This window comes from Aquimarina sediminis (assembly GCF_002895435.1).
GTDB lineage: Bacteria > Bacteroidota > Bacteroidia > Flavobacteriales > Flavobacteriaceae > Aquimarina > Aquimarina sediminis.
Genome location: NZ_POYJ01000017.1, coordinates 80,097 through 106,144, shown reverse-complemented (window position 1 = coordinate 106,144; position 26,048 = coordinate 80,097). Strand labels below are relative to the sequence as shown.

31 protein-coding genes and 1 pseudogene are annotated in these 26,048 nt (G+C 33.0%); 22 read left to right on the top strand and 10 right to left on the bottom strand.

Annotated features, from left to right (window positions below; translation table 11 throughout):
• From C1X07_RS24000 to C1X07_RS23985, 4 genes are all read left to right on the top strand, one after another.
• A partial coding sequence (locus tag C1X07_RS24000; RefSeq protein WP_164914248.1) for a T9SS type A sorting domain-containing protein occupies positions 1-518 on the top strand: 518 nt, incomplete at its 5' end.
• Positions 519-970: 452 nt separating this feature from the next.
• A complete protein-coding gene (locus C1X07_RS23995) occupies positions 971-1,657 on the top strand; it encodes a Crp/Fnr family transcriptional regulator (protein ID WP_103072592.1) in 687 nt (228 codons plus the stop codon).
• 135 nt (positions 1,658-1,792) lie between these two features.
• Entirely contained in the window at positions 1,793-2,647 is an 855-nt protein-coding gene (locus C1X07_RS23990) for a carbonic anhydrase (RefSeq protein ID WP_103072591.1), read from the top strand.
• Between the two features lie 210 nt (positions 2,648-2,857).
• A complete protein-coding gene (locus C1X07_RS23985) occupies positions 2,858-3,541 on the top strand; it encodes a Crp/Fnr family transcriptional regulator (RefSeq protein WP_103072590.1) in 684 nt (227 codons plus the stop codon).
• Positions 3,542-3,559: 18 nt separating this feature from the next.
• Here the strand turns inward: C1X07_RS23985 and C1X07_RS23980 are convergent, their stop codons facing one another.
• The 4 genes from C1X07_RS23980 to C1X07_RS23965 all read right to left on the bottom strand — a co-directional run bounded on the left by C1X07_RS23980 (position 3,560) and on the right by C1X07_RS23965 (position 8,071).
• Positions 3,560-4,801: a cation:proton antiporter gene (locus C1X07_RS23980; protein ID WP_103072589.1), complete on the bottom strand. Its 1,242-nt coding sequence runs from the start codon at positions 4,799-4,801 to the stop codon at positions 3,560-3,562.
• Positions 4,802-4,803: 2 nt separating this feature from the next.
• Complete coding sequence (locus C1X07_RS23975) at positions 4,804-6,759, bottom strand: thiamine pyrophosphate-binding protein (RefSeq protein ID WP_103072600.1); 1,956 nt, start codon at positions 6,757-6,759, stop codon at positions 4,804-4,806.
• A 17-nt stretch (positions 6,760-6,776) separates the two neighbouring features.
• Complete coding sequence (locus C1X07_RS23970) at positions 6,777-7,160, bottom strand: DUF2721 domain-containing protein (protein ID WP_103072588.1); 384 nt, start codon at positions 7,158-7,160, stop codon at positions 6,777-6,779.
• A 242-nt stretch (positions 7,161-7,402) separates the two neighbouring features.
• Complete coding sequence (locus C1X07_RS23965) at positions 7,403-8,071, bottom strand: Crp/Fnr family transcriptional regulator (protein WP_206604275.1); 669 nt, start codon at positions 8,069-8,071, stop codon at positions 7,403-7,405.
• A gap of 403 nt (positions 8,072-8,474) precedes the next feature.
• Here C1X07_RS23965 and C1X07_RS23960 point away from each other — a divergent pair, with 403 nt between their 5' ends.
• The 5 genes from C1X07_RS23960 (at position 8,475) to C1X07_RS23940 (ending at position 15,094) form a co-directional block, all read left to right on the top strand.
• Positions 8,475-9,635 (top strand): homogentisate 1,2-dioxygenase, encoded by a 1,161-nt coding sequence (locus C1X07_RS23960; RefSeq protein WP_103072587.1) that lies wholly within the window; start codon positions 8,475-8,477, stop codon positions 9,633-9,635.
• 25 nt (positions 9,636-9,660) lie between these two features.
• Positions 9,661-10,818, top strand: coding sequence for a 4-hydroxyphenylpyruvate dioxygenase (gene hppD / locus C1X07_RS23955; protein ID WP_103072586.1), 1,158 nt, complete (start codon positions 9,661-9,663; stop codon positions 10,816-10,818).
• Positions 10,819-11,152: 334 nt separating this feature from the next.
• The gene (locus C1X07_RS23950) at positions 11,153-12,097 is read left to right on the top strand and encodes a tryptophan 2,3-dioxygenase family protein (protein ID WP_103072585.1); all 945 of its coding nucleotides are present in this window, start codon (positions 11,153-11,155) and stop codon (positions 12,095-12,097) included.
• 144 nt (positions 12,098-12,241) lie between these two features.
• Positions 12,242-14,059 (top strand): hypothetical protein, encoded by a 1,818-nt coding sequence (locus C1X07_RS23945; RefSeq protein ID WP_103072584.1) that lies wholly within the window; start codon positions 12,242-12,244, stop codon positions 14,057-14,059.
• A 384-nt stretch (positions 14,060-14,443) separates the two neighbouring features.
• On the top strand, positions 14,444-15,094 hold the full coding sequence (locus C1X07_RS23940) for an OmpW/AlkL family protein (RefSeq protein ID WP_103072583.1): 651 nt from the start codon (positions 14,444-14,446) through the stop codon (positions 15,092-15,094).
• Positions 15,095-15,176: 82 nt separating this feature from the next.
• On the opposite strand, the gene C1X07_RS23935 is transcribed toward C1X07_RS23940, so the two are convergent.
• Both C1X07_RS23935 and C1X07_RS23930 read right to left on the bottom strand, forming a co-directional pair.
• Positions 15,177-15,512 (bottom strand): single-stranded DNA-binding protein, encoded by a 336-nt coding sequence (locus tag C1X07_RS23935; protein WP_103072582.1) that lies wholly within the window; start codon positions 15,510-15,512, stop codon positions 15,177-15,179.
• 256 nt (positions 15,513-15,768) lie between these two features.
• A complete protein-coding gene (locus tag C1X07_RS23930) occupies positions 15,769-15,969 on the bottom strand; it encodes a hypothetical protein (RefSeq protein ID WP_103072581.1) in 201 nt (66 codons plus the stop codon).
• A 177-nt stretch (positions 15,970-16,146) separates the two neighbouring features.
• Here C1X07_RS23930 and C1X07_RS23925 point away from each other — a divergent pair, with 177 nt between their 5' ends.
• From C1X07_RS23925 to C1X07_RS23885, 9 genes and pseudogenes are all read left to right on the top strand, one after another.
• Entirely contained in the window at positions 16,147-16,359 is a 213-nt protein-coding gene (locus tag C1X07_RS23925; protein WP_103072598.1) for a helix-turn-helix domain-containing protein, read from the top strand.
• A 164-nt stretch (positions 16,360-16,523) separates the two neighbouring features.
• A pseudogene (locus C1X07_RS25335) lies at positions 16,524-16,667 on the top strand (helix-turn-helix domain-containing protein); the annotation flags it as partial.
• Between the two features lie 55 nt (positions 16,668-16,722).
• Positions 16,723-16,938 (top strand): helix-turn-helix domain-containing protein, encoded by a 216-nt coding sequence (locus C1X07_RS23915; RefSeq protein ID WP_103072580.1) that lies wholly within the window; start codon positions 16,723-16,725, stop codon positions 16,936-16,938.
• 81 nt (positions 16,939-17,019) lie between these two features.
• The gene (locus tag C1X07_RS23910; protein WP_103072579.1) at positions 17,020-17,862 is read left to right on the top strand and encodes a bifunctional helix-turn-helix domain-containing protein/methylated-DNA--[protein]-cysteine S-methyltransferase; all 843 of its coding nucleotides are present in this window, start codon (positions 17,020-17,022) and stop codon (positions 17,860-17,862) included.
• A 67-nt stretch (positions 17,863-17,929) separates the two neighbouring features.
• Positions 17,930-18,652, top strand: coding sequence for an alpha/beta fold hydrolase (locus C1X07_RS23905; protein WP_103072578.1), 723 nt, complete (start codon positions 17,930-17,932; stop codon positions 18,650-18,652).
• 3 nt (positions 18,653-18,655) lie between these two features.
• Complete coding sequence (locus C1X07_RS23900) at positions 18,656-19,357, top strand: 2OG-Fe(II) oxygenase (protein WP_103072577.1); 702 nt, start codon at positions 18,656-18,658, stop codon at positions 19,355-19,357.
• 3 nt (positions 19,358-19,360) lie between these two features.
• Positions 19,361-19,609 (top strand): Ada metal-binding domain-containing protein, encoded by a 249-nt coding sequence (locus tag C1X07_RS23895; RefSeq protein WP_103072576.1) that lies wholly within the window; start codon positions 19,361-19,363, stop codon positions 19,607-19,609.
• Positions 19,593-20,213, top strand: coding sequence for an alpha-ketoglutarate-dependent dioxygenase AlkB family protein (locus C1X07_RS23890; RefSeq protein WP_103072575.1), 621 nt, complete (start codon positions 19,593-19,595; stop codon positions 20,211-20,213). The genes C1X07_RS23895 and C1X07_RS23890 overlap by 17 nt, the downstream gene beginning before the upstream one ends.
• A 135-nt stretch (positions 20,214-20,348) precedes the next feature.
• Positions 20,349-21,041 carry a nitroreductase family protein gene (locus C1X07_RS23885; protein WP_103072574.1) on the top strand — a complete coding sequence of 231 codons (693 nt, stop codon included), beginning with the start codon at positions 20,349-20,351 and terminating at the stop codon, positions 21,039-21,041.
• Between the two features lie 64 nt (positions 21,042-21,105).
• Here C1X07_RS23885 and C1X07_RS23880 read toward each other — a convergent pair whose 3' ends face one another.
• Together C1X07_RS23880 and C1X07_RS23875 are read right to left on the bottom strand one after the other, a co-directional pair.
• Entirely contained in the window at positions 21,106-21,417 is a 312-nt protein-coding gene (locus C1X07_RS23880) for a heavy-metal-associated domain-containing protein (RefSeq protein WP_103072573.1), read from the bottom strand.
• Positions 21,418-21,882: 465 nt separating this feature from the next.
• Entirely contained in the window at positions 21,883-22,497 is a 615-nt protein-coding gene (locus C1X07_RS23875; RefSeq protein WP_103072572.1) for a DUF4230 domain-containing protein, read from the bottom strand.
• A gap of 209 nt (positions 22,498-22,706) precedes the next feature.
• Here C1X07_RS23875 and C1X07_RS23870 point away from each other — a divergent pair, with 209 nt between their 5' ends.
• The 4 genes from C1X07_RS23870 (at position 22,707) to gwsS (ending at position 25,131) form a co-directional block, all read left to right on the top strand.
• The gene (locus tag C1X07_RS23870; RefSeq protein ID WP_103072571.1) at positions 22,707-22,904 is read left to right on the top strand and encodes a hypothetical protein; all 198 of its coding nucleotides are present in this window, start codon (positions 22,707-22,709) and stop codon (positions 22,902-22,904) included.
• A 61-nt stretch (positions 22,905-22,965) separates the two neighbouring features.
• Entirely contained in the window at positions 22,966-23,925 is a 960-nt protein-coding gene (gwsG, locus tag C1X07_RS23865) for a grasp-with-spasm system ATP-grasp peptide maturase (protein WP_103072570.1), read from the top strand.
• Entirely contained in the window at positions 23,915-24,136 is a 222-nt protein-coding gene (locus C1X07_RS23860) for a hypothetical protein (protein ID WP_103072569.1), read from the top strand. The genes gwsG and C1X07_RS23860 overlap by 11 nt, the downstream gene beginning before the upstream one ends.
• The gene (gene gwsS, locus C1X07_RS23855) at positions 24,133-25,131 is read left to right on the top strand and encodes a grasp-with-spasm system SPASM domain peptide maturase (RefSeq protein WP_103072568.1); all 999 of its coding nucleotides are present in this window, start codon (positions 24,133-24,135) and stop codon (positions 25,129-25,131) included. Before C1X07_RS23860 ends, gwsS begins: the two co-directional genes overlap by 4 nt.
• A gap of 103 nt (positions 25,132-25,234) precedes the next feature.
• Here the strand turns inward: gwsS and C1X07_RS23850 are convergent, their stop codons facing one another.
• Together C1X07_RS23850 and C1X07_RS25180 are read right to left on the bottom strand one after the other, a co-directional pair.
• On the bottom strand, positions 25,235-25,765 hold the full coding sequence (locus C1X07_RS23850; RefSeq protein WP_103072567.1) for a DUF4136 domain-containing protein: 531 nt from the start codon (positions 25,763-25,765) through the stop codon (positions 25,235-25,237).
• Positions 25,766-25,848: 83 nt separating this feature from the next.
• Complete coding sequence (locus C1X07_RS25180) at positions 25,849-26,025, bottom strand: DUF5522 domain-containing protein (protein WP_164914247.1); 177 nt, start codon at positions 26,023-26,025, stop codon at positions 25,849-25,851.
• Between the last annotated feature and the right edge of the window lie 23 nt (positions 26,026-26,048).

Sequence of the window (26,048 nt, the reverse complement as noted above, 5' to 3'; positions counted from 1 at the left end):
CTGATACCAAAACCTGGACCAGAGCAGCTGGTTCATTTAATCAGTTTAAGTGGCTATGGATTGATAAAAACAAAATAGAACTTAGAACTGTCAAAGTAGATAATGCCAACAGTGTAGGGCAACTAAGCGATACTAATTTATTTGTACTGCCGACCAATATTGATGTATGGAATCCTGCGGGAGGTAGTCTTGTGACTATAGACAATCCACATACCGTAGTGGCTCTTGCTCAAAGAAACAACACGGCACTAGCTGATCAGACCAAAACTATTTCTGAAAAACTAAGTATTCACCCAAATCCAATAGAGTCGGGTGTATTACACATCAAGTATCCAAACTACGCCAATGCTCATAGATCAGAGGCAATCATCAGAGATATGTTCGGAAGAATTGTTGACAGCGTTATTTTTACATCTGAAAAAGCAACCTATGCTATCGACAAACTAAATGCTGGTGTTTACTTTATTGTTATCAAAACAAGAAAAGGAGAGATCAGTCAGAAATTCATTAAGAAATAGGGATACATCTTTTTTAATAAATATGATAAACTGCCTGAAGATGATTCAGGCAGTTTTTTTATGAACCGCTATCAATAGTACAATACCATGTTTACTTTGAATTTACCGCAGTAAAATTTTCTTTCTCACCGATACTTCAGAATGTATCATTTAAAATTTTTCATTTGATGATTTTACATTTTTTTCTCAAAGAAATCATAACTATAACTTCGATTAGTTTTACCCCTTAAAAGTATGCCTACACCCCCTCATGACAAGGGGTGCTCTCCATATGGTTAGGGATCAAATGGAAAGACCATTTTATCAGCTCGAGTGGTAGTATTCATTAAAGTGTATCACCACTTTTACTTTTTTGAACTGAATTACATTAGACAACTTGAGGTTTTTTAGTGGAGAAAGTAGGGTGTTTTGGGTTATACCTGTTTTACAAAAACAAATCTCAACTTAATAGCATGATTAACTCTCTTTTTTCTCATAAACGATACTCTTTTATAGGTTTTGATATTTATAAAATAATACCCGATGATATTTTATTTTCGATAACAGAGAATATAATACCAATGAACCTTAAGAAAGGGCAAGTCTTATTTTATGAAGGCACTATCCCTAATGGTGTGTATATATTGAAAAAAGGGAAAATAAAAAAGTATGCTACAGGGTTAAGAGGAAAAGAACATATTTTTTATTTACTTAAGGAGAATGGGATTCTTGGTCATCACAATTTGCTAAGCAAAGAGGTTTATTCCCATTCTGCTGCTTGTTTAACGGATTGTTTATTTCATTTAATTCCTAAAGAAATTTTTCTTTCGATGATAGAGAATAATCAAGAGATTTTTTTTAGTCTTTTGAAAAACATGAGCCATGATTTTGGTGTGTTTATTAGTGATTCTAAGATCATGGCTCAATATAATGTAAGAGAAAGAACCGCCTTGTCTATAATGAAATTAGATGAGTTTTTTGATGAGAATGATGGTTTTAAGCTATCAAGAAAAGATCATAGCAATCTTGTAGGGACTTCTGTAGAGTCTTTGATTAGAGTATTGCATGACTTAAAAAACGAAGAGGTTATAGATATTAAAAAGAGCAAGATTATAATAAGAAATATAAAAAAGTTGATTAGGGTTGCCAATTTCGAATAAAGTAATGATTATCTAGGTAGTAATTTATCAAACAAATAATTGATTTAAATCAATCGTTTGTTTGATGAATACAGGGCATTTAATTAGAAGCATCCAATACTTTTGAGTTATTAGTAAACACAAATTCAACTTATTATGAAAACAAGAAACTTAAAGTATTTATTCATTTCAGTTCTAATTTTAGCATTAGGCTCTTGTGAGAGTGAAAAAACTGATATTCAAGATCAAATTGTTAACCAAGAGATTAATGAAAAAGATGAAACAGCCTTGGGGGATCGTTTTTTTGGGCGTTCATCCTCAGATTGTCATTTTGACTACGAAGGACCATCTGGTCCAGATTTTTGGGCAGATCTTTGTGGAGAAGACTGGAAAGACTGCGCAGGTAATTCGCAATCTCCTATTAATATAATTACCAGTTCTATATATGGGGATGATGGTATTAATAACATCAATACCAATTATAAAACAAGTACTACAGAGATTATTAATAATGGTCATACCATTCAGTTTAATTATAGTGCAGGTAGTTCGGCTTCATTAAATAATATTGATTACGATCTATTACAGTTTCATTTTCATACAGGTAGTGAGCATACAGTAGATGGATATAGATATCCAATGGAAATGCATTTAGTACATCAAGATCCAGTTACAGGCTTATTGGCGGTTGTGGGGCTTTTCTTTACCGCAGGAGTAGAGAATGAAGTTTTATCTCAATTTATGGATAATCTTCCAAGCGAAGGTGGTGATCATTATGTAAGCAATGATGAATATCATATAAAAAATATCTTTCCGAGTAGTATGGATTTTTATACCTATAGTGGTTCTTTAACTACTCCTGCATGTTCAGAAATTGTTACTTGGTATGTAGTAAGAGAATCTATTGAGGCTTCACATGAGCAGTTGGAGAGATTTGAGCATATTATGCATGAAAACTTCAGACCGTTACAAGCATTAAATGGAAGAGTGGTTCGTTCTAATGATAACTAGGTAGTTACGGATTTCTTAAAATAGGATTAAAAAGAGGTTGAATTCTAAGTTAATACAAGACTGAAGAATTCGACCTTTTTTTGTAAAATTCAATGTTGACACATGATTTTTTACAATATTTATATGTTTTTTTCGTTAAATTAACATAAATACTGTTGTTTTTTTTAAAAAATACGGTACTGTCTTTCTTGTACCTAAATAATATTAGTCATGATTAGTGTCTTTTTTCCTCATAAGCGATACTCATTCGTTAATGAATCGTTTTTGCAGTGCCTTCCTGATAATGTAATTAATACGATTGAGACCAATAAGACAGTTCTTAAGTTAACCAAAGGACAGGTACTATTTCATGAAGGGGCAATTCCTATGGGGGTTTACATTGTGAAAACAGGTAAAGTTAAAAAATATGCTACTGGTTTAAATGGAAAGGAGCACATTTTTCATTTAGTAAAAGAAAACGGAATTCTTGGTCACCATAATTTGCTTTGTGACGAAACATATTCTCACTCGGCGGCATGTCTTACAGATTGTTGTTTTTTTTTAATTCCTAAAACCATTTTTTTGTCTATTATAAAAAACAATCATAATATGCTCGATCGCATATTACAAAACATTAGTCATGAATTTGGAGTGTTTATTAATAGTTCAAGGGTTATGGCTCAGCATAACGTTCGGGAAAGAACGGCATTATCTATAATAAAATTAGAGAAATTTTTTGATAATAATAGAATTAAGCTTTCCAGAAAAGATCATAGCAGTATGGTTGGTACATCAATAGAGTCGTTGGTTCGGGTTTTACATGATTTTAAAGAAGAGAAGATTATAGAAATCAAAGAAAATGTAATTATGATTAATGATATGGAGAAAATAATCAGGATTACTAATTTGATATAGATTTTGTTTTTCTCGATATCATTTATACAACCTTTTTACCAATTTACCAATTGTGAGTCCCTGCACGATAATAGAAAATAACACCACTACATAAGTTATATACAGAATTATTTCTGAAGAAGGGTTATCTGCCAAACTCAATGCCAAAGCAATAGAAATACCACCTCTAAGTCCTCCCCAGGTTAATATGGTTACCGTTTTTATAGGACTGTTTTCAGAATGTTTTAATAAAGAATATGGAAGAAACACAGAGATAAATCGAGATAGTAACACGATCAAAATAGCAATGCAACCTAAAATGAGATGATATGGGTCAAATTTTAATAAATGAATGGCTAATCCAATCAATACGAATAAAATACCGTTAAAAACATCATCAAGAACTTCCCAGATTTCGTTAAGCATTTTTTGTGTTGCTCCTTTGTTTTCGGCAATGTTTAATTTGTTTCCTATGATCATTCCGGCTATTACCATAGCCAATGGTCCAGAAACATGAATAAGAGAAGCAAATGCGTATCCTCCCATTACAATAGCAAGACTTATCATTACTGCTAATTGAGGATTATCTTTAGCGGATTTGATAGATTGATAACCAATAAAACCTAGTACTCCTCCATACAAGATCCCACCTACTGCCTCTTCGAGAAACAGTTTTCCTACCTCTGTAGTGATAGAGTCTTCTATATGATGTCCTTCCATTCCTGCTAGAATTAAAATGCCAGAAAAAACTACAACCCCAATACCATCATTAAATAAGGATTCTCCTTCAATTTTGATTCCAAGACTTTTTGCGATATTAGCTTTTTTTAGAATAGCCATAACTGCAATAGGATCGGTAGGGGAGATCAAGGCTCCAAATAATAAGGCATGTAAAAAAGGGAGGTCAAGACCAATGAATTGTGCTGCCCAAAAAGTTATCCCACCTACAATACACGTAGAGATGAGTACTCCTAGTGTAGCAAATAGAAGAATTGGCCACTTTTCTTTTGCCAGATCATCTATATTTACGTGCAAGGCTCCTGCAAAAAGAAGGAAACTTAGAATCCCATCCAATAGCAAAGATCTAAAGTCAGAATTGGCTACAATATCACAAAAAAATTGATAAAATTCTGGGATAATACTTTTACTAATCGTTATAATTATAATAGTTGCCAGACTCATAAGGAGTAAACCTATAGTAGTAGGTAGCCTGAGCCACTTATAATTTACAAAATTAAAAAAAGTTGCAATGGCAAAAATGATACTGAAAGATTGTAGCATAATTATATAAGATTTACGTCGGTTATTATTTCGAGAAGTGCAGGACCATTATGATCTCTTAATTTTTCCATGCCTTTAGTTAAGTCTTCTAGTTTTTCTACTCGTATTCCCAAAGCACCACAATTCTCTGCATACGCTGCAAAACTTGGATTGTGCAAAGAAGTTTGCCAAACATCTAATTCTGCAGCACGTTGCTCTTTGGATATTTTACCAAGTTCACTATTGTTGAGGACTATATGTTTAATATTCATGTCGTATTTAACTAATGTGGAGATCTCTGCTAAGTATTGCCCTAGACCTCCATCTCCGGATATAGACCATACTGGTCTTTCATGTCCTTGGGCAGCCCATGCCCCCATCGCTGCAGGTAATGCAAATCCTATAGAACCTAAATAACCCGACATTAAGATAGATTGGTTTTTGGGTTCAAAATATCTTCCAAACGAATAAGTATTGTTTCCTACGTCTACGGCAATCACCGCATTTGATGGAGTAATCTTATTCATGGTTTCAAAAACAGCAATAGAGCTCAGACCTTTATTGCTTGAGTCTTCAAGGCGACTTTGTTTTTCTGCCTTCCAAAGCTTCCAACGTTCTTGTATTTCAGGTTTTTGGTTTATGGTATTCGTTTTTCCTTTAGTTTTTTTAGCAAGAATATGAAGTGTTTCAGAAATTTCGCCCCATAAGGAAGCATCAACTTTATGAAATTTACTCAGTGCCATTGGATCAAAATCTACCTGAATAATAGGTTTTTTTGGAGTTATGCCTGTATGGTTAGAGAAAGAAGCTCCAAAAACAATAAGAAGATCACTTTCATTCATAAACCATGAGGCAATAGGTGTACCACTTCTTCCTAAAACCCCACACCCTAGTTCGTGATTATCGGCGATTAATCCTTTTCCTTTAAAAGTGGTAATCACTGGGCAATTAAGAGTTTTTACATACTCGATGATATCTGTCATATTAAAGCGTGCTCCGTATCCTACTATGATAACAGGTCTTTTAGCAGAAAGAATCATTTTACTAGCCTTGTTTACCATGTTTTTTGGAGGTGATATATCAAAAGAGGTAATCCTGTTTTCTGGAGTTTGTGGTTTTGCTCTATTGGGTTTTTTACCAAAAGCAACCTCGTCAGGAAAAGTTAAGTGTGATACATCTCTTTTAATAAGTGCAGTTTTAACCGCTAAGGACATGAGTTCACTATGATTAGAATTTTGAGACACTGCGTGATTAAATTCGGCAACAGAATCAAAAGCTTTTGTTAAGTCAACTTCCTGAAAAGCTCCTGTACCAACTACCTGAGTATTTACTTGCCCTGATAATGCAAGAAGAGGTGCTCGATCTACTTTTGCATCCCACATTCCTGTAAACATATTGGTTGCTCCGGGACCAGCAATTCCAAAACAAGCTGCTGGCTTGCCCGTTAATTTGGCATAACCCGAAGCTGCAAATGCAGCAGCCCCTTCATGACGAATACCAAAAAAACGAAGCTTTCCTTCTTTTTCTTGTCTTCGCATAGCATCAGCAACGCCTAGGTTGCTATGACCTACCATTCCAAAAACAGTGTTTACTCCCCAGTTAACCATGGTTTGGATCATTACATCAGAAACAGTATCTTCATGAGGGGGTTCCTCTGGGATACCTACATAAATAGCATTGTTCTCTTCTTTGATATCAAAAGTGGTTACTCCATCGTCATAACCTCCTGGAGGGAGCCCCGTACAAGGGTCAAAATCCCACCCATGCCAAGGGCAACGAAGCAGCCCGTTTTCTATAGACCCCTCTCCCAAAGGACCACCTTGATGAGGGCATCGATTGTCTAGCGCAGAGAACTTCCCTTCAAAGTGGGTAAGACATATACCCTGATGACCTGCGGTAACTGTCTGTACTCTTCCTTCTGGCAGCTTATTTTTATGACTTAGTACTTTATGCCATACGATTTCTTTTTCTGAAGTCATGATCTGTTTTTTTGTAGTTAACATTTGTTATTGAACTGGTCTTGCCTGATTTTGACTGCTCTATAGGAGTATATTATTAGTGCAATTAAACCTAGTAGTGCACTAGTAATACCCATTATGGTAATGTAAATCGCAGAGTCAAAATTAGTTTCTACAGTCTTGGATACTCCTGAAACCAGTGTCGAAATAACAAAACTGGCAACAGCAATATATAAGAAAACCATAGCGCTGTTTAGTAATTTAAGTTGTTGTAGTTTACGTTTTATAAGGATCTCTTTGGCTGTGTCTTCTGTGATCAAGACCTTAAGTTCTGTACTTAGACTAACCAAAAGGTTAGAAGTTGATAATATCAAAAGCCCTATGCCAGGGATTATAGTTGCCGGAATGTACCAATGCTCCATAGTATTTAGTTTTTATACATGCTATATGCTTATTCAAAAAAGAGAATGACCGTTGTTTTGCAAGACAATTCATAATGAAAATTGTACGTATATGGTGTGGGTGTACCACTATTCATAGCCATACGATTTATCCATTGTAAGATTTCTATATGTGATACTCCGTTCAAATACAATAATGTTTTTAGCCAGAATGTTTATGATCAAAAGCCCTTTTGCAGAAGTGTTTTTTTACAAAGAGTTATTCATGTTTTTCGTTTTATAGGCATCGAAACAAATTGTGAGCTATAGTCAATAATTTTATCTTTTCTTAAAGAGCTCATTACATTACTAACTGTTTGCCTAGATGTGTTAGTGAGATGTGATATGTCCTTATGTGATAATAAGTTTTTGGCTATAATCCTGTCCTTTTTATTTTCACCAAACTCTTTGATATAATCTGTTATAAATTCAGTAATTCTGGTTGCACTATCTTTATATAATAAATCACTAAGCCTTCTTTCTAGTTTCTTAATCCGCAGACCATATATTTTAAACACTCCATTTTTTAAAGAGTCATGCTCTTGCATGATTTTCTCCATATCATGAACTTTGATATAGCAAATGATACAATCTTCTAAAGCTATTGCTTGTTCTTCTATAGTATCACTATTATCAAACAAGGAGAGTTCTCCAAAGATATTTCCTTCTTTTACAAGGTGTTTTACGGTATTGTTATGTTCATCAACAATTTTTATGGTTCCTTTTTTTAGAAAAAACACACTTTTTTTATCGTTTTTAAGAAGCTGGATGGTTTTCCCTTTATCCATATTTTTCATCTCCAAAGTCTCGCATATACGCATAATAGCTGATCTACTAAGTTTGTTAAAGAGATTAAATCCATCTAAAAACCAATATTTAGTATATGTGTTCAAGGTGTGGCCAATTGGTTGATATTGTTAAAAGTAGTGAATTTTGGCAATAGGGATATTGGACAATTTTCTGAAAAGTTACCTCAGACGACAATTTTTGAATTTATCCGAGTATTAATGTAAAAAATTATTGAGTATTTTTTTGGAATATGGTTGGTTTGTTTTGATCATATAAAAAAATAGTTGTGTGTCCTTTCTATAACACAGTTCGAAATATCCCTAAATTGATGATAATATGATATATGTCATATTTTTTCTAAAATACTATAGTTTTATTTGGGTTGTGAATTCTCAATGGATGTACATATTAATCTACTTACACTTTCTTATTAAGAGAGATCCCGAATAAGGTTTGCCCTAACCTTAAGTTTTATCATATCATTTAATCATTTTAATACTATTATCTATGCCTAGATATCATTCATTGGGTGAAATCCCCCATAAAAGACATATTACTTTTAATAATCCCAAAGGAGGATTATATCAAGAAGAATTATTCGGAACAGCAGGTTTTGCAGGGATGTCGTCACTTATTTATCACCTGTATCCTCCTACTGTAGTTTCAGAGATCAAAAGAGGAAAGGATATTGCTCCAAAGATTGCAATTGATAAAAATATGAGAGCAATGAGCTTTCAAGGGTTTTCATTACCCAAAGAAGAAGAATATCTTGAAAGCAGAAAAATATTGTTTACAAACAACGATCTAAGAATTGGTTTAGCTGCTCCTGCATCATTTTCGAAGGATTACTTTTATAGAAATAGTGATGCAGACGAAATGCTATTTATTCATATTGGCTCGGGGGTGTTAAAAACAATGTATGGAGATATTTCGTTTAAGTATGGTGACTATCTGATTATACCAAGAGGAACGACATATCAGATAGATTTTGATACCGAAACCAATAGAATCTTGTTTATAGAGTCATCGAGTGCCATAGAATCCCCTAAGCGGTATAGAAATAATTATGGTCAGTTTTTGGAACATTCACCATTTTGCGAACGAGACTTTAGGTTACCTCAAAACCTAAAAACTCATGATGAGAAAGGAGAATTTAAGATCATCTCCAAAAAACAAGATGTGTTATGGGAATATACGTATGCAAATCATCCTTTTGATGTGGTAGGATGGGATGGATTTAACTACCCATTTGCTTTTTCTATTTTTGATTTTGAACCCATTACAGGGCGAATTCATTTACCACCTCCAATTCACCAGCAATGGGAAGCTGCCGGATTTGTCGTGTGCTCCTTTGTTCCAAGGTTATATGATTATCACCCACAGGCAGTACCAGCCCCTTATCATCATAGCAATATTGACTCTGAAGAATTACTCTATTATGTAGACGGTGATTTTATGAGTAGAAATAACATACAAAAAGGACAAATTACCTTGCACCCTGGAGGTATCCCTCATGGACCACATCCTGGTGCGATAGAGCGTAGTGTTGGTAAAAAAGCTACCGAAGAACTTGCAGTTATGATAGATCCTTTTAATCCCGTAATGATTACAGAAGAAGCGATGAACTTGCAGGTAGATGATTATTATAAATCATGGGAAATCAAATAGACTTTTCATTTAAAAACTCAATAACATGTCAGATTTAAAAAACGTAGAAAATTATAATTATAGTTTAGAAAAGATATTTCCTGAAGCAGAGGACTTTTTACCACTTCTGGGAACAGATTATGTAGAATTTTATGTAGGAAATGCAAAACAAGCCGCTCACTTCTACAAAACAGCACTCGGTTTTCAATCATTAGCCTATGCTGGTTTAGAAACAGGTTTAAAAGACAGAACCTCTTATGTTGTGGTGCAAGACAAAATAAGATTGGTCTTTACCACACCGATGCCAGGAGGAGAAAACAACGAAATATACGAACACATTCAAAAACACGGAGATGGAGTAAAAGTAATAGCACTATGGGTCGAGGATGCTCGTAAATCCTGGGAAGAAACTACAAAAAGAGGCGCAAAATCGTATTTTGAACCCAGAACAGAAAAAGATGAGCACGGAGAGGTGGTTAGAGCAGGAATACATACGTATGGAGATACGGTTCATGTATTTGTTGAACGCAAAAATTATAAAGGCACATTTCTTCCAAAGTTTGAAAAATGGGAATCTCATTATAATCCAACAAGCTGTGGCTTAAAATATATTGACCATATGGTTGGTAATGTAGATTGGGGACAAATGAATGTTTGGGGTAAATTTTATAGAGAAGTAATGGGGTTTGCTCAATTGGTTTCTTTTGACGACAAAGATATTTCTACAGAGTATACCGCGTTGATGAGCAAGGTGATGACCAATGGCAATGGTAGGATTAAATTTCCTATAAATGAACCTGCCGAAGGGAAAAAGAAGTCACAAATAGAAGAGTATATCGATTTTTATGGCGGTGCAGGATGCCAACATATTGCAGTGGCAACCGATGATATTGTGTTTACCGTGAGTGAAATGAAAAAAAGAGGAGTCGAGTTTTTGTATGTCCCAGGAACATATTATGATACCGTAGGGGATCGAGTAGGAGAGATAGCAGAAGATATAGAGCTCCTTAAGAAGCACGGTATTATGGTCGATAGAGACGATGAAGGATATTTACTTCAGATCTTTACAAAACCACTAACCGATAGACCCACATTATTTTTTGAAATCATTCAGCGCAAAGGAGCACAGTCCTTTGGGAAAGGCAATTTCAAAGCTTTATTTGAGTCTATTGAAGCAGAGCAAGAAAGAAGAGGTACATTGTAAAGCATATCCTAAAAAAATGATGGACAGACCTTGCAAGTGTTTAAAAACTTACAAGGTCTGTTTGTTAGTACTCATTTTTGTGATAGTATTTGGATTAAAAAAACAAAATTGATAGTTTAGTGCCAGCAATATTTAAGGCTTTATAATGTATCATAAAACTTCTTATATAAATCTATCCGCAATTTTACTGCGCAATGTTGCTGACTATGTCAATATAAAATCTCCTTTTTCGTAATAGCTTATATTTTTTGGTAGTATCATCAACTCAAATGATTTTGTTTATAAATACAAAGCAAAATGATATTGAGGTTAGCTTAACATTTACTTAATTATTATGAATAGAGAAGAATTATTAGACGCAATCGATAAAAAATATGCTGCAATGGGACAAGATCCCAATGTACATCTATCAGGATTATTGTATGCAGAACCCATGAAATATTGGGATTTTATACAAGTAGATGCACTTTTGGGCTTACAAACCCAGCGCACGCAGCTACCCGATGAGATGGTGTTTATTATGTATCATCAGATCAATGAATTACTTTTTAAAATGATTCTGTGGGAAATGGGGCAAATCTCGCATGCCAAAGATATTGAACCCAAAAAATTCGAAATGCACCTAATGCGAATCAGTAGGTATTTTGATATGCTTTCTAACTCATTTGATATTATGAGTGAAGGTATGGAGATTGAGCAGTATATGAAATTTAGAGATACACTCACTCCGGCAAGTGGTTTTCAGTCAGGTCAGTATAGAAAAATAGAAATAGCCTCTACAGAGTTGATTAATTTGATTGATTTTAGATTTAGAAAAACGATCAATAGAGATACACCATATGAGCATGCTTTTGATAATATGTACTGGCAAGTTGCCGGGAAAGATCATAAAACAGGGAAAAAGAATAAATTAATGATCAATTTTGAAGATAAATACAAAAAAGAATTGATCGAATGGATGAAAGAGTATAATACCATCAATCTTTGGACTAAGTTTAAAGAATTACCAGAAGCATATCAAAAAAATAAGGATCTTATTAACGCTATGCGTCATTATGATCACACTGTTAATATTGATTGGGTGATGCATCATTATAATGCGGCAGCTAAGTATTTGGATTCTGGCGAGGTAAATGTAGAGGCAACAGGAGGTAGTGATTGGCACAAATATATGCACCCAAGATATCAAAGAAGGATTTTTTTTCCTGAGCTTTGGAGTCAAGAAGAGCTTGATAATTGGGGAGTTACCAACCTAGAGGGATATGATAAAATTACCTGATACTTCTTTTATTCGATAGCATATATGATAAATGTCATATGCTAACTCTCTGGAATAAATAACATTTGTAGTTCGTTATTTAATAAGGACTAAATAATCATTGTTATTATTTACACCCTTATTCATATTTTTAAAATAATAATTATGAATGATCATTCTTTTCATATTCCTGTTATGGGGATAGGTTTTACCATTGATACACCTCTTAAGGTATCTCAGTATGGTATAGATTCTGTCGTATCGTTGGTTGATGATATTCTTCTTGAGAAGATAAGAAAGATGTATTGTAGTAAGTATGAGATCCCTTATCAGGAAATTTCTAATAAAACCGATGATTTTAGAGCCAAAAGAGTTACTTCATATCTTAATTTAATCAATGACTTAGCCGAAAAAAAGTTTGAAGAGTTAAAGAATGCTACAATAGAAACAAGTAATAGTATAAAGGAGTATTTTCATATGCTTCCTGATACTTCGGATATAAAGCAGGAATTCAAAAACTTAACTAGTAATTATTTTAATGTTGAAGAAATAAAAACTTGGGTAAAAGATAATTTATCAATGGGAAGCATTGATGTAAATATCATGACCAAAGTTGACAAAGATAATTATGTGAATAAAGAAAAACTGCCTATAGAATATAATGATGCCCATGCTGCATTACGGGGATATGCCAATAGTGATCTGTCATCATCTATAGTACTATCAGCCGGAATGAATCCAAGACTCTATGCATATATGGAGCAGTTTGAAGATTTTTTTCCTGACGAAAAAGGTGAGATCAAAAAGAAAATTATCCTAAAGGTTAGTGATTATAGATCAGCTTTGATTCAAGGTAAGTTTTTAGCCAAAAAAGGTCTATGGGTATCAGAATATAGGATAGAATCTGGATTAAACTGTGGAGGACATGCATTTGCTACAGATGGACACTTACTGGGACCTGTACTCGAAGAATTTAAAGAAAAACGAGAAGAGCTTGGAGAAACTATCCAGGGATTATTAATACAAACACTCGAAAACAATGGTAAAACAATTCCCCAAACAAAACTATCTCTCAAAATCACAGCGCAAGGAGGAGTAGGCACAGCAGAAGAACATCAATTTTTGATTGATAACTATAATGTAGACTCTGTAGGGTGGGGAACACCATTTTTATTAGTTCCTGAGGCTACAACAGTAGATAAAGCAACGATAAATAAACTAATTGATGCCAAAGAAGATGATTTATATCTAAGCGATATTTCTCCTTTAGGGATTCCTTTTAACAACCTTAAGGGAAATACTAAGGATAAAGAAAAAGAAGTGCTGATCCAAAAAGGAAGACCTGGGAGTTCGTGCCCTAAAAAATTTGTTTCGCTAAACAAAGAATTTAAGGAAACAGGAATCTGTACTGCCTCGAGAGAATATCAGCATTTAAAAATAAAAGAGTTGGATAAAGAAGAACTTTCTCCAGAAATGTATAAAAAGAAATATAATGCGATCGTTGAAAAATCTTGTACCTGTGTTGGTTTAGGTACTTCTGCTTTATTAGCATATGATTTAGAAACTAAAAAAGAAGGAGAAGGAGTTTCTGTCTGTCCTGGACCTAATATGGCATATTTTTCTAAAGAAATGAATCTTAATGAAATTACTAGTCATATCTACGGACGATTAAATATGATTGATAGAACCGACCGACCAAATATGTTTACAAAAGAATTAAACATATATATAGAGTATCTTAAAAAGAAAATAGAAGAGTCCAAAGATGCTATGACTGCAAAGCAAGAAAAGTATCTGTTGACATTTACAAACAATCTAAAAAGTGGAGTTGATTATTATCATACTCTTTTTGATAGTATTACCAATTCGTTTCAGGATATAAAATCTACTGTTTTAAAAGAACTACGTAACTCGAATAAAGTTTTGGAGCAGTTACTTCTAGAGATAAAAAAAGAAACTTCTGAGGAAACCAAGGTTTCTTAAAAAATGGTATGAAAGTGTTTTTGATTGGAGTTAATGTAACGATCCATACTCATTACTAATATATAGATTTTAAAATAATATCCCCATTTTCTATCTGTAGAAAACGGGGATATTTTGTTATTTATTTCTAGTGCTTATATGTTAAATCTTACCCTTTTAGCTTTTTTTTGAAAAAATTAACAATAGGGGAGAAGTGCTTTAGAAATATGTTTGAAAAACCCATTTTTTTAACATAAGGTTTTTTGCCTGAAATTAGTTGATTTTTAGGTAGTTAAAACAGGTTGTTTTGAAGCGCTATATCGTGTTTTTTCAAGAATGATAATGGTCATATTTGCCCCTGTTTCTTGTCTATATTTTTGCTAAATAATTTTAAATTCTTTCAAGATGAAAAATGGAATAATTACTGTAATGGTTGCGCTGTTAAGCTTATCAAATTTTACTTATGCGCAGGAAAAATCTGATGATACTGATTTTAGTAAATGGCAAATAAGGCTAAGAGGAATTGTTGTATCACCCGATGAGAGTGCAACGATAGAGGCAATAGGTGGTGATGTAGATATTTCTACTGCCATTGTACCAGAATTGGATATTACTTATTTTTTCACAGAAAATTGGTCTGCAGAACTAATTTTGGCAACCACAAAGCATGATGTAGAAGCAGTTAGTACTGCAGCAGGAAATATTGACTTAGGAGATGTTTGGTTATTGCCTCCAACTTTACTTGGGCAATATCACTTTACTGGTGGAGATTTTGTTCCTTACCTAGGAGCAGGTGTTAATCTTACACTTTTTTATGGAGCAGATGAAGGTCCGATAGCAGATGATGTTGATTATGACACCGCTTTAGGTTTTGCTTTTCAAGGAGGGTTTGATTATATGCTTAATGACAAGTGGTTCTTAAACGTAGACGTTAAAAAAGTATTTCTAAGCACCGATGCGACTGTTAATGCAACGACAGCTTTGGGAGCAACTGTAGATGCCGATGTGGATATCAATCCATGGATATTTGGATTAGGAGTTGGAGTTAAGTTATAAATGTTACTGTTCCAACAATAGAAAAGCCGTTTAGTACTTTTACTAAGCGGCTTTTTATATTCTAGGCTATACTTATTGACGGCTATTGTTTGCCAAGCATTAGCAATTCTTTACATACTACTTCTGTAATATATCTTTTTTGTCCTTCATTATCTTCATAACTTCTAGAGGTTAGCTTACCTTCTATAGCTACTTCTTGTCCTTTATTAACATATTTATCTACAATGTCTGCGGTTTTACCCCAGGCAACGATATTATGCCATTGCGTTTCTGTGATTTTATCACCCTGCTTGTTGTAGTAATAATCATTTGTCGCGATAGAGAATTTGGCAAGCTTTTTACCAGATTCAAGGTTTACGATTTCGGGTTCTTGTCCTAAGTTTCCAATCAACTGTACTTTGTTTTTTAGCGTGTTCATAATTTAATTTTTTCGTGTTAAACAGTTAATACCATGCCTGATTCGTTTCAGGTCTTTTATAATTTTGAAGAATCCAAAAAGTACTCTGATTACTCATTGTTTTCAACACCACAAACATATAACCAGATACCATCTCTATTCGGTTAGGAAGTATTTATTTTCGTTTGTAACCGTTTGTAGTCGTTTAAAATTGGTTTAAAGCATTGTAATTCAATTATTTTGTATAATTATTGCTTTTTGAACTAAAAAAATCAGATTATGGTTTTCGATTTCTTTTCCGAACAGGATATACCTTTTGATCTGATCCAATAATTATATTTTTTAGTTTCTTATTGGTAGAATTTAACAACTCATTTTGGTGCTTCATGATACTTAATAGATCATGCATTGCATTAAGATTTTCGAGTTGAATAAAAACAATTTCTTCTAAATCAGCCTTAGTGTATCTCCTGTTCATAACATTTTTGTCAATTTATATATTGTAATATAATACAAATATATATTATTTTATAATATTTTACAATATGTTTTTATACTGTAATTTGGTACAATAATATAAAGTGATTAAAATATGGTAGTAATTTATATTGTTTAACCATATAAAAAACTTTACAATGACTTGTAAATGGTCAAAATGAACCGAATAAAGGAAGTATTAAAGGAACAAGGAAGAACTCAAAAATGGTTGTCGGAAAAGATTGAAAAAAGTTATGTAATAGTGACAAACTACTGTAATAATAACAAGCAACCAAGTATTGAAATTCTCCGAAAGATTGCAAATGTATTAGATGTTGATGTTAGGATATTACTAGTTTCAACAAAGGATGACAATCAAAAGAATGAATGAAAAGAAAGTATATAAAAATTCCCTCTCCTCTCAAGTGCGAAAAGAGAAATGAAAAAAGAAGTAGGTTATTTGATTATAAACGATAAGTATTTATCATGAATAAGGAAGTTTATAATCGTATTAAAGCGGTTTTAGCATAAGAAGGGAAAACCAATAATTGGTTAGCAGGTCAATTGAAAATGAACCGTACTACTATCTCTAAATGGTGTAGAAATGAAATGCAACCTCGTGTTGAAACTTTATTTCATATTGCAAGAGTCCTGGATGTGGACGTTCGAGAATTATTAGTCTCTAATAAAAATAATTAGTAAAAGGGTTTACACAGGAGGTAAAACTATCATATAACTATTTGATACATGTTTTGTGGACAAAGAGCAACTTAAAAAGAAAGTCGGTCAGCGTATAGTTGAATTAAGAAGCCAGAAAGGTTGGAGTCAATCTGATTTGGCTAGAGCTTGTGATAAGGATAGACAAGCACTTGAAAAGTTGGAGAACGGAAAGGTTAATCCAACTATTTATTCTCTTTTAGAAATTGCTAAAGCTTTAGAAGTACCTTTAAAAAAACTGGTTGATTTTTAAACCGGCAAGTTATAATTTAGCAAGATTCGGGTTTTGTGGCGGTCAAAAGGCATATACTTTTGTAGTATAAAATTTGAAACAATGACAGAGCAGGAACAAATTAATTATAGTCGAATTGCAGAAGCAATAAGCTATATAAAAGCAAACTTTAAGGAGCAACCTTCTTTAAACGAAATAGCCGAAACAGTACATCTAAGCCCTTTTCATTTTCAACGATTATTTACAGATTGGGCAGGTGTAAGCCCTAAAAAATTCATGCAATATATAAGCGTAGAATATGCCAAACAGCTTTTAAAAGAGAAAAAAGCAACGCTATTTGATACAGCTCATGAAACAGGGCTGTCGGGTACCGGGCGGCTTCATGATTTATTTATCAATATCGAGGGGATGACCCCGGGAGAATACAAGAATAATGGAGAAAACCTTGCCATTAATTACAGTTTTGCAGAAAGTCCTTTTGGAAATTTGATTGTGGGCTCTACAACAAAAGGAATTTGTCATATGTCTTTTGCAGTTAATGAGCAGCAAGCATTGATAGACCTAAAAGCACGGTTCTCAAATGCAACATACAACCAGGTGGTAGACAAAATACAACAAGATGCCTTATTTATTTTTCAATACGATTGGAGTAAATTAAATCAAATAAAACTACATTTAAATGGAACCCCCTTTCAATTAAAAGTGTGGGAAACATTGCTAAAAATTCCCATGGGAGACCTTACCACTTACGGGACAATAGCCAAAGAAATTGATAAGCCAAAAGCATCGAGAGCCGTAGGAACAGCAATTGGTAGTAATCCTGTTGCATTTCTAATCCCTTGTCACAGGGTGATACAATCCTCTGGAGAAATAGGAGGGTATATGTGGGGGAATACAAGGAAATCTGCAATAATCGGCTGGGAAGCAGCAAAAGTAAATTCGTAAATAAGCAAGAAACGGGTTTTAAACTTTTGAAAACTACATCAATTTTACTCCATTAAAATATACCAAGATGAAAACATTTATTTTAATTCATGGTTCGTGGCATAGTGCCTGGAACTGGCATAAGGTGGTGCCAATTATAGAAAAACAAGGTCATAAAGCTATAGCTGTAGATCTACCGGGAATGGGAAGGGACAAAACCCCTATCAGAGAAGTAAAAATGAAATCTACCGTAAAAAAAATATGTCAGCTTATTGATAGTATAGAAGGAAAAGTGATTCTTGTAGGACATAGTAAAAATGGAATCATGATTTCGCAAGCAGCAGAATATCGTCCAGGAAAAGTAGAAAAACTGATTTATCTTGCTGCTTATTTGATACCTAACGGTAAAACTCAGGCAGAATATTCATCACTAGATATAGATGGTGTACTAAAGCCTTATGTAACCCGATACGAAGAATCAAACTCTCATACCTTGCAATCAGGAATTTATAAAGAAGGTTTATATCATGATTGTGATCAAGATATAACCGAATTGGCAAAAGTTTTATTAAGCCATGAGCCAGTTGAATCAGCGATAACACCCTTAGAGCTTTCTGAGGAGAATTATGGTAGTATTCCTAGGTATTATATCGAATGTACAGAAGATAGAGCTGTTACTCCTTTTATTCAAAAAAAGATGTATACAGAGATGCCTTGCAAAAAAGTATATAGCTTACCTACCAGTCACTCTCCTTTTTTTAGTCAACCAGAAAAATTATCAGGAATATTTTTAGAAATAGCTTTATTATAGATTATGATCAAAACAGAGGATATCGATTGGCAACAAATTACATCAGATATGCATGAAAAAGGATATGCGATCGTACCCAAATATCTTTCAGAAAAAGAATGTCATCAGTTTATAGAACAATATGATAACACTGATGGGTATCGTAAGACAGTGGTTATGCAACGATATCGGTTTGGTATCGGCGAGTATAAATATTTTGATTATCCATTACCAGGAATTATTGAGACCATTCGCTCAACTATTTATCCTAAATTAGCTCCGATAGCTAATGTATGGATGAAGGTTTTAAAAATAAATACCCGTTTTCCTGAAACATTACTAGAACTTAGGGAGCAATGTCATGCTAATAATCAATTAAAACCGACTCCCTTGATTTTAAAATATGGAAAAGGAGGATTTAATACATTGCATCAGGATTTGTATGGAGATGTTTATTTTCCGATTCAAGCAGTATTTTTATTAAATGAACCAGAGGTTGATTTTACGGGTGGTGAGTTTGTGTTAACACAACAAACACCAAGAGCACAATCCAAAGCGATTGTATTAAAACCTCAAAAAGGAGATATGCTACTATTTACAACCAATTTTAGACCTGTTAAAGGAACAAAAGGGTATTATAGAGTTCATATGAAACATGGCGTGAGTGAAATTAATCATGGAGAGCGGCATACGCTTGGCATAATATTTCATGATGCAACCAGTTAAAAAATGATTAGACATAGTACAGTAAGTGATAGTGAGATAAAAAGCAAAATAAGGCAGAAAGAAATATGCCTGGGAGGGAATAGGAAACTAAAAATTTATGGAAAACTAGGATGTGGCTCTGGGAAAAGAATGAAGCGAGAGAATAGAGTCTTTTTCTTATCAGAGAAAGAAGCAAAAGATAATGGGTATAGACCATGCGGGCATTGCATGAAAATTGCCTATCAAAAATGGAAAAATGGATTTATTCAATAATGAATTTGGCGAAAAACATAATTTACTACATCAAGATGGAGTAGTAAATTATTACGGAAAACTAATGTCGTTACAACAAGCTTCCGATTATTTTAATAGCCTAATGAGTACTATTGCCTGGAAAAATGATGTTGCCATTATTTTTGGGAAACGAATTGAAACTAAACGGAAAGTAGCTTGGTATGGAGAAAAACCATTTGAGTATACCTATTCAAATACAACAAAACGTGCATTACCCTGGACACCAGAATTGTTAGAGTTAAAACTACTTGTAGAAGAAAAAACAGGAGAAACCTTCAATTCGTGTTTACTTAATCTGTATCATACAGGAAGCGAAGGAATGGCTTGGCATAGTGATGGCGAAAAAGACCTGAAAAAAGATGGAGCCATCGCCTCATTAAGCTTTGGAGCCGCACGAAAATTTGCTTTTAAACATAAAGAATCGAAAAAAAATGTTTCTCTAATTCTGGAAAGTGGAAGTTTACTTGTTATGAAAGGAACTACCCAAACCTACTGGTTGCACCGATTACCTCCCACAAAATTGGTAACCACGCCACGAATAAATTTGACCTTTAGAACAATCACTGAAAAAGAAAAAGAATAATTTCTCCTAGTGTATACAATGTTGATTTAGAGTGAAAAACGGGAAATAATTTATAAATTTATAGCATACCTTATATAAGTGGCTGTGTTACTTCAGGTATTATAAATTACTAATTTAACCTAAGCATAAGATAAAATGAAATCACCAAATAGTATTCACATCAATGGATATAAGCATATCTCATACCAATCAGATACTTTTTCTGAAAAAGAAATGGTTTTAAAAAGTAAATCATTTCATGAGTGGTTGGATAAAAGGCGATCTGTAAGAGATTTTTCTGACACCCCCGTTCCTAAAGAAGTAATTGAAAATTTAATCAGAAGCGCTTCGACTGCTCCTTCGGGGGCTCATAAACAGCCCTGGACATTTTGTGCGATTTCTAACCCTGCACTAAAAACAAAAATAAGAAAAGAAGCAGAGGTCGAGGAAAAAGAAAATTACGAAAATAGAATGAGTGAACGCTGGAAAAAAGACCTTGAACCATTAGATACCAATATGAATAAACCTTTTTTAGAAATTGCACCCTGGTTGATTATTGCTTTCAAAAAAGTATATGAGTTTGAAGAAGACGGCGGTAAGCATAATAATTATTATGTAAATGAATCAATAGGTATAGCTTGTGGTATGTTGATATCTGCAATCCATAATGCCGGGTTGGTAACCTTGACACATACACCAAGCCCAATGAATTTTTTAGCAAAAATTCTGGATAGACCTAGTAATGAAAGAGCTTTTCTTTTGCTTCCCGTTGGATATCCTAAATTTCCTGCTTATGTACCTGATCTTGATAGAAAAGGATTAGATCAAATGGCTGTTTTTTACGAATAGTATCGAGAGAATAACTTTCTTTTAAATATGCTCCTATGTATACGTAATTGAAACTAATATATTCTTAAGCATTGTCCTGAAAAGATGAATCGGGAGTTTTTAAAATACAATAGTTTTTGGATTGATCCTTACAATAACATCCAATAGTGTTTTTCTTTTTAGTTTTTTCGCCATTAACGGGAAACCCTAAAAAAGTTAAGAGGTTTTCAATATTTGATAAATCGTTTACACAGGTGTGATTAAAAGTAACCTGTGAATAATCCATGTCGATAAAAACATTGGTGATATTTGGGATTTGCAAGAGTTGCCTTTTTAATTCTGTTGCACAGTTGTCGCATTTCAAATTTTGAATAGGAATTGTATTTCTAAATACCATAATTAGACGTTGTTTGTTTAACCCTTTGATTACTAATAAGAAAAAAGGTTACAGTAATTTACGTTTTAGGGAGATTTTTTTGTGTATAGGAAACATGAAATAGCTATTAACCTATGCTTAATAATATAAATATGATAATTTTCTTATTTTTTTTAAAAAAAAGGGTAGGGTATAGATAAAGTGATGCGTTATAGGATAGTAAACAAATTTATAAATCTGTAATAACACTGGAGTTTAAGGGACAAAATGAATTCTGTAATTCAGATTTTTTTAAATTAAAAGATGGGAAGAAATTTTTCTTTCCATCTTTTTACTTTATACCAATTCTTAAGAAAAAGTACTCAAAAAATTAAACCCGAATTTCTTTATTGCATATGCTCATTTCTTTAGTATATATTTCCTTAGTGTAGATACTAATTTCTTTACTGTAGACTGTCTTTTTCTGAAAATTAAACCAATTTAGTATTATAATTTGATTAGTTCTTCAATGCCAGTTTGGCTATCTATGGTCGTATCTTTATATTTTAATGTCCAGCCTAGAGAATTGGTAAGAATATATATTTTTTGTAATTCACTAATAAGCCTGTTTTTGGAGTTTTTAACCAACGCAGATTTCTTCACTTTTTTATTCAATTCTTTTATGACTATTTTCCGTATGTTGTTATGGTCTTTAGCATTAAATTTATTGATAATCCCTTCCTGTATGTCGTGATACTTTATTTCAGGATTAATATTGATTTCTGCCTCAGGAATTTTTGTTATGGTTAGCGTTTTTGCCTCTTTATCAATAGAGTGTTCAATTTTTCTCAGATCATAAGAGACTTGCACATTAGCATTAACCATTACAATTATTTTTTTCTTAGAGGATAGTACCTTAAAATAAGTCTTATCATTTTTATAGGTAATTATATCAGAAAAATGACCTTCGGTTACTACTAGCTTGCCTACATTTTTGATTTGATCCAGAATAAGCCCAGAAGAGGCTACTTCTATGTCTTGTGTGTTGGATCGATCAACAATATATTTTATTCCAAGTGCTATAAGTGAAGCCAAAAGTACACCAAGTAGAAAATTACGCATATAGCTTTAGTATCAAATTAAGTATAAATGTACATAAAAAATAACCTTTTCCTTTGGCAAAAGCAGTTGTCCATTCTCTATTTAGAAAATTTAATGAATCATAATTGGGTAATGAATTTTAATAAAGTGTACTAGAGTATAGATCGATCTAAACAGGAGGAAGCTAAAAATCCAATAAAAAAAGAGTAAGCACAACAAATTAATAGATTATGAGCACTAAAAAAATGCAATCGTTAAAAAACTTTGAAGTATCTAAAGAGCAAATGGAAAAGACTACTGGAGGTATATTTTATGGGTATGGAGTAGCTTGGAGTAGAAGCGAACCTTATGATGTATCCTACGGAACAGGAGATATTGGTACCTATGTTGATGGTATGAGTACTGGGACAGATGGTCACGAAGATTAATTAGTCTAAAAAAAATACCCACTCAAATTACATATTTTGAGTGGGTATAATATATGAATTCATGATACTAATTATATCCATAGAACAAGACGAAAGCACCATAGACATTATCAAATGGTTAAACCATTTTGGAGTAAAGTATATTGTATTAAACAACAATAATATAATCGATAGCATAACGGTTAATGTTAATACATCAGAGGTGTTTCTTAATTGCTCAGGAACATCTGTTAATTTTAATGAAATTTCATCAGTATGGTATAGACGAGGAAACTTTAAAACCAAAGAAAATGTATGGGAGAGTAATTTTGTATCAGATAAAATTGAAGACTTTTTACAAAAAGAGAATAGGGAACTCTTTGAATATTTGCATTTTTTGTTAGGTCAAAAATTCTCTCTTAATAATTATAATGGTAAAAAAGTGAATAAGCTTATTGTACTAACGATGGCTAAAGATTTGGGACTTACTATTCCCAGAACAATAATTACCAATAAGAAAAAAGAGTTAAACAAGCAGTTACAGAAAGGAGAATTTATTACAAAGGCTATTAATAACCCGATAGGATTTTATGGAGATACATATTGGTTACCTAATTATACTACAGTTATAAATAAAGAAATAGCCAAATTTTTTGAAAACACATTTGGAATAAGTCAGTTTCAGAAAAATATACACAAAACCTTCGAGATACGTAGCTATCTGCTAGTAGATGAATTCTATTCTATGGCAATTTTTTCGCAAGAAGATCAAAAAACGGAAACAGATTTTAGACAATATAATCATGAAAAACCAAATAGAACGATTCCATATCAGTTACCAGAAATAATAGCGTCAAAGCTTAAAAAACTAGCCAAAAAATTAGACCTGAATAGCTGCTCTTTTGATTTAATATATACGACTTCAAAAGAATATGTTTTTCTAGAGGTCAACCCCATTGGTCAATTTGGTATGGTCTCATATCCATGTAACTATAACTTAGAAAAAAAAATTGCACAAAAACTTATACGATATGATACCTAAAAAAGAAGCAGAGGATATTCTGGAGAGTATCAAAAAGGATAAAAAAATAGAATTACCTGTTTTATTACATCTATCAGAAATGACATCTATTAGTGCTATTTCAAAAAAACGAATTAGTAATAGGATACAAATACCTATGTATAATGATAGATATGCTTCTAAGAGAAGGTTTTATAAAGCAATATCTCTTCAATACCCTAGATACAAATGATGAATGAACAATACATAACGTTATACTCTAATTGTATTCCTGTTAAAGGGCAAAGTAAATCTGCAATATATGACCTGCAAAGAAGTAGGGTTATAGATGTTCCTAATGATTTATACGATTTTACTCAGTTTTTTGATACCCATAATATATCAGAATTGTACAACCTGGGAGGAGCAGAAAATTATGAAGCTGTATATGAATATATACAGTTTTTAATTGATGAAGAAGTGGCTTTTCTTGTGGATAAAGATCAACAAAAGTTATTTCCAAAATTAGATATAATATGGGATTATGCCTCTGAGATCACAAATATGATTTTAGAAATAAGTGAAGTAACGTTTCCCATTTTGAATAAAATTTTTAATGCTGTCATATCCTTGGGATGTGAACATTTATATATTAGGGTTGAGGAGGAAGAATCTATAGAGGTAATCCAAACAGTTTTACATCTTTTAGAGGCTTCTCCTATATATTCAATTGTTTTTGAAGTGAGATTAGGAGATAATCAAGACATAAAAAGTTTTGAAGCGCTTATTGACAATAACAAACGAGTAGACACACTTTTTTTATTAACTAATGAAATTAAAAAAACGAACTCTAAAAAGATAATGATATCTAAGTCTGAGGATTTTATTTTCAGAAAAGAATGTTTCTTTCGAGTTAATATTCCTTTGTTCACAGAAGCTCAGAAACACAATGTATATTTTAACCGAAAATTATATATCGATAATGAAGGTGTAATAAAAAATGCCCCTGAAACAAAGGAAGCATTTGGAAAAATTACTGAAACCTCTGATGAAGAACTTTATGATATCATAAAATCGCCTCCTTTTCAGAAATACTGGAGGATTAATAAGGATGTCATAACAGAATGCAAAACTTGTGAGTATCGGTATATGTGTATAGATAATAGACTTCCTGTACTAAGAGAAAATGGGGCGTATTCTTTTGAAACCAAATGTAAAATCAAAGTAGCGCATACCATAGAAGGTTAGGTTTTTGTCATTTCAATTTTGTTTACATATGTATATGCAAATAAGGCTATCTTAACTTGTTTAAGATAGCCTTATCTTTATATTGTAGAATACACTAGGTAATTTAATTGGACTGAGGAGGGTATTTTTCTAGTATAGCAGTAACAATTTCATTCATTTTCTCCTGCTTTTTATGTACATCTCTAGTCAATGCGGATGTTCCCATACCTTGCCAGATCAATTCTTTTTTAGAAGCATCAATAAGGTCTATATACAGAGTTCCTTCGGTAGTAGTAGATACAGTATTGTAACCAGATCCCCAGAACCAGGGGTTCCATCCCCATCCATATCCCCAGCCGAAGTTGTTCTGGTATATATTTACATTTTCTTTAGTCTTTGTAAAAATACTAACTAATACGTCTGGATTTGAGGACTTAGCAAAACCTTTTGCAGTCATATCCGCTTCGATAGCTCTTAAGATTCGTTTTTTGTCAAGATCGCTAATTTCTGCTTTATCGATTCCTGGCTTATAGAAAGCAAAGCTTTTATAAGCATTAAAATTAGCCTGCTTATCATAATCAGAAGCAACACGCACCGAAGAGCAAGAAGTAAGAGTTATGATAAGGATTAATGATAAAAGTGAAATAAATTTCATAATCCTTGTGTTTTATACGTTTAACAATAGCTTTTTTTGTATTTATTCAGCCACAATAATCATACCATGAGGTAGTTGCGAACTTATTTTTTAGAATAACGATTCGTTTTTTTATCATAGCCATAGGGGCAATGCCTGCACCCGCTCTCACAACAATAGCCCCTTCTAAGGTGATATTGTTCTGTAAAACATCGATACCCTTCTGGGGTCAGATAATAATCTCCTTCTTTTGGAGTTAATATTTTTTTAGGGTTATTCATATTTACAAAAATACTATCTTGCA

What these genes read in the sequence shown, in the direction of transcription:
- C1X07_RS23995 (WP_103072592.1), top strand. Translation starts at nt 971, where the DNA reads ATGATTAACTCTCTTTTTTCTCATAAACGATACTCTTTTATAGGTTTT.
- C1X07_RS23990 (WP_103072591.1), top strand. Translation starts at nt 1,793, where the DNA reads ATGAAAACAAGAAACTTAAAGTATTTATTCATTTCAGTTCTAATTTTA.
- C1X07_RS23985 (WP_103072590.1), top strand. Translation starts at nt 2,858, where the DNA reads ATGATTAGTGTCTTTTTTCCTCATAAGCGATACTCATTCGTTAATGAA.
- C1X07_RS23980 (WP_103072589.1), bottom strand. Translation starts at nt 4,801, where the DNA reads ATGCTACAATCTTTCAGTATCATTTTTGCCATTGCAACTTTTTTTAAT.
- C1X07_RS23975 (WP_103072600.1), bottom strand. Translation starts at nt 6,759, where the DNA reads ATGACTTCAGAAAAAGAAATCGTATGGCATAAAGTACTAAGTCATAAA.
- C1X07_RS23970 (WP_103072588.1), bottom strand. Translation starts at nt 7,160, where the DNA reads ATGGAGCATTGGTACATTCCGGCAACTATAATCCCTGGCATAGGGCTT.
- C1X07_RS23960 (WP_103072587.1), top strand. Translation starts at nt 8,475, where the DNA reads ATGCCTAGATATCATTCATTGGGTGAAATCCCCCATAAAAGACATATT.
- hppD (WP_103072586.1), top strand. Translation starts at nt 9,661, where the DNA reads ATGTCAGATTTAAAAAACGTAGAAAATTATAATTATAGTTTAGAAAAG.
- C1X07_RS23950 (WP_103072585.1), top strand. Translation starts at nt 11,153, where the DNA reads ATGAATAGAGAAGAATTATTAGACGCAATCGATAAAAAATATGCTGCA.
- C1X07_RS23945 (WP_103072584.1), top strand. Translation starts at nt 12,242, where the DNA reads ATGAATGATCATTCTTTTCATATTCCTGTTATGGGGATAGGTTTTACC.
- C1X07_RS23940 (WP_103072583.1), top strand. Translation starts at nt 14,444, where the DNA reads ATGAAAAATGGAATAATTACTGTAATGGTTGCGCTGTTAAGCTTATCA.
- C1X07_RS23935 (WP_103072582.1), bottom strand. Translation starts at nt 15,512, where the DNA reads ATGAACACGCTAAAAAACAAAGTACAGTTGATTGGAAACTTAGGACAA.
- C1X07_RS23930 (WP_103072581.1), bottom strand. Translation starts at nt 15,969, where the DNA reads ATGAACAGGAGATACACTAAGGCTGATTTAGAAGAAATTGTTTTTATT.
- C1X07_RS23925 (WP_103072598.1), top strand. Translation starts at nt 16,147, where the DNA reads ATGAACCGAATAAAGGAAGTATTAAAGGAACAAGGAAGAACTCAAAAA.
- C1X07_RS23910 (WP_103072579.1), top strand. Translation starts at nt 17,020, where the DNA reads ATGACAGAGCAGGAACAAATTAATTATAGTCGAATTGCAGAAGCAATA.
- C1X07_RS23905 (WP_103072578.1), top strand. Translation starts at nt 17,930, where the DNA reads ATGAAAACATTTATTTTAATTCATGGTTCGTGGCATAGTGCCTGGAAC.
- C1X07_RS23900 (WP_103072577.1), top strand. Translation starts at nt 18,656, where the DNA reads ATGATCAAAACAGAGGATATCGATTGGCAACAAATTACATCAGATATG.
- C1X07_RS23895 (WP_103072576.1), top strand. Translation starts at nt 19,361, where the DNA reads ATGATTAGACATAGTACAGTAAGTGATAGTGAGATAAAAAGCAAAATA.
- C1X07_RS23890 (WP_103072575.1), top strand. Translation starts at nt 19,593, where the DNA reads ATGGATTTATTCAATAATGAATTTGGCGAAAAACATAATTTACTACAT.
- C1X07_RS23885 (WP_103072574.1), top strand. Translation starts at nt 20,349, where the DNA reads ATGAAATCACCAAATAGTATTCACATCAATGGATATAAGCATATCTCA.
- C1X07_RS23880 (WP_103072573.1), bottom strand. Translation starts at nt 21,417, where the DNA reads ATGGTATTTAGAAATACAATTCCTATTCAAAATTTGAAATGCGACAAC.
- C1X07_RS23875 (WP_103072572.1), bottom strand. Translation starts at nt 22,497, where the DNA reads ATGCGTAATTTTCTACTTGGTGTACTTTTGGCTTCACTTATAGCACTT.
- C1X07_RS23870 (WP_103072571.1), top strand. Translation starts at nt 22,707, where the DNA reads ATGAGCACTAAAAAAATGCAATCGTTAAAAAACTTTGAAGTATCTAAA.
- gwsG (WP_103072570.1), top strand. Translation starts at nt 22,966, where the DNA reads ATGATACTAATTATATCCATAGAACAAGACGAAAGCACCATAGACATT.
- C1X07_RS23860 (WP_103072569.1), top strand. Translation starts at nt 23,915, where the DNA reads ATGATACCTAAAAAAGAAGCAGAGGATATTCTGGAGAGTATCAAAAAG.
- gwsS (WP_103072568.1), top strand. Translation starts at nt 24,133, where the DNA reads ATGATGAATGAACAATACATAACGTTATACTCTAATTGTATTCCTGTT.
- C1X07_RS23850 (WP_103072567.1), bottom strand. Translation starts at nt 25,765, where the DNA reads ATGAAATTTATTTCACTTTTATCATTAATCCTTATCATAACTCTTACT.
- C1X07_RS25180 (WP_164914247.1), bottom strand. Translation starts at nt 26,025, where the DNA reads ATGAATAACCCTAAAAAAATATTAACTCCAAAAGAAGGAGATTATTAT.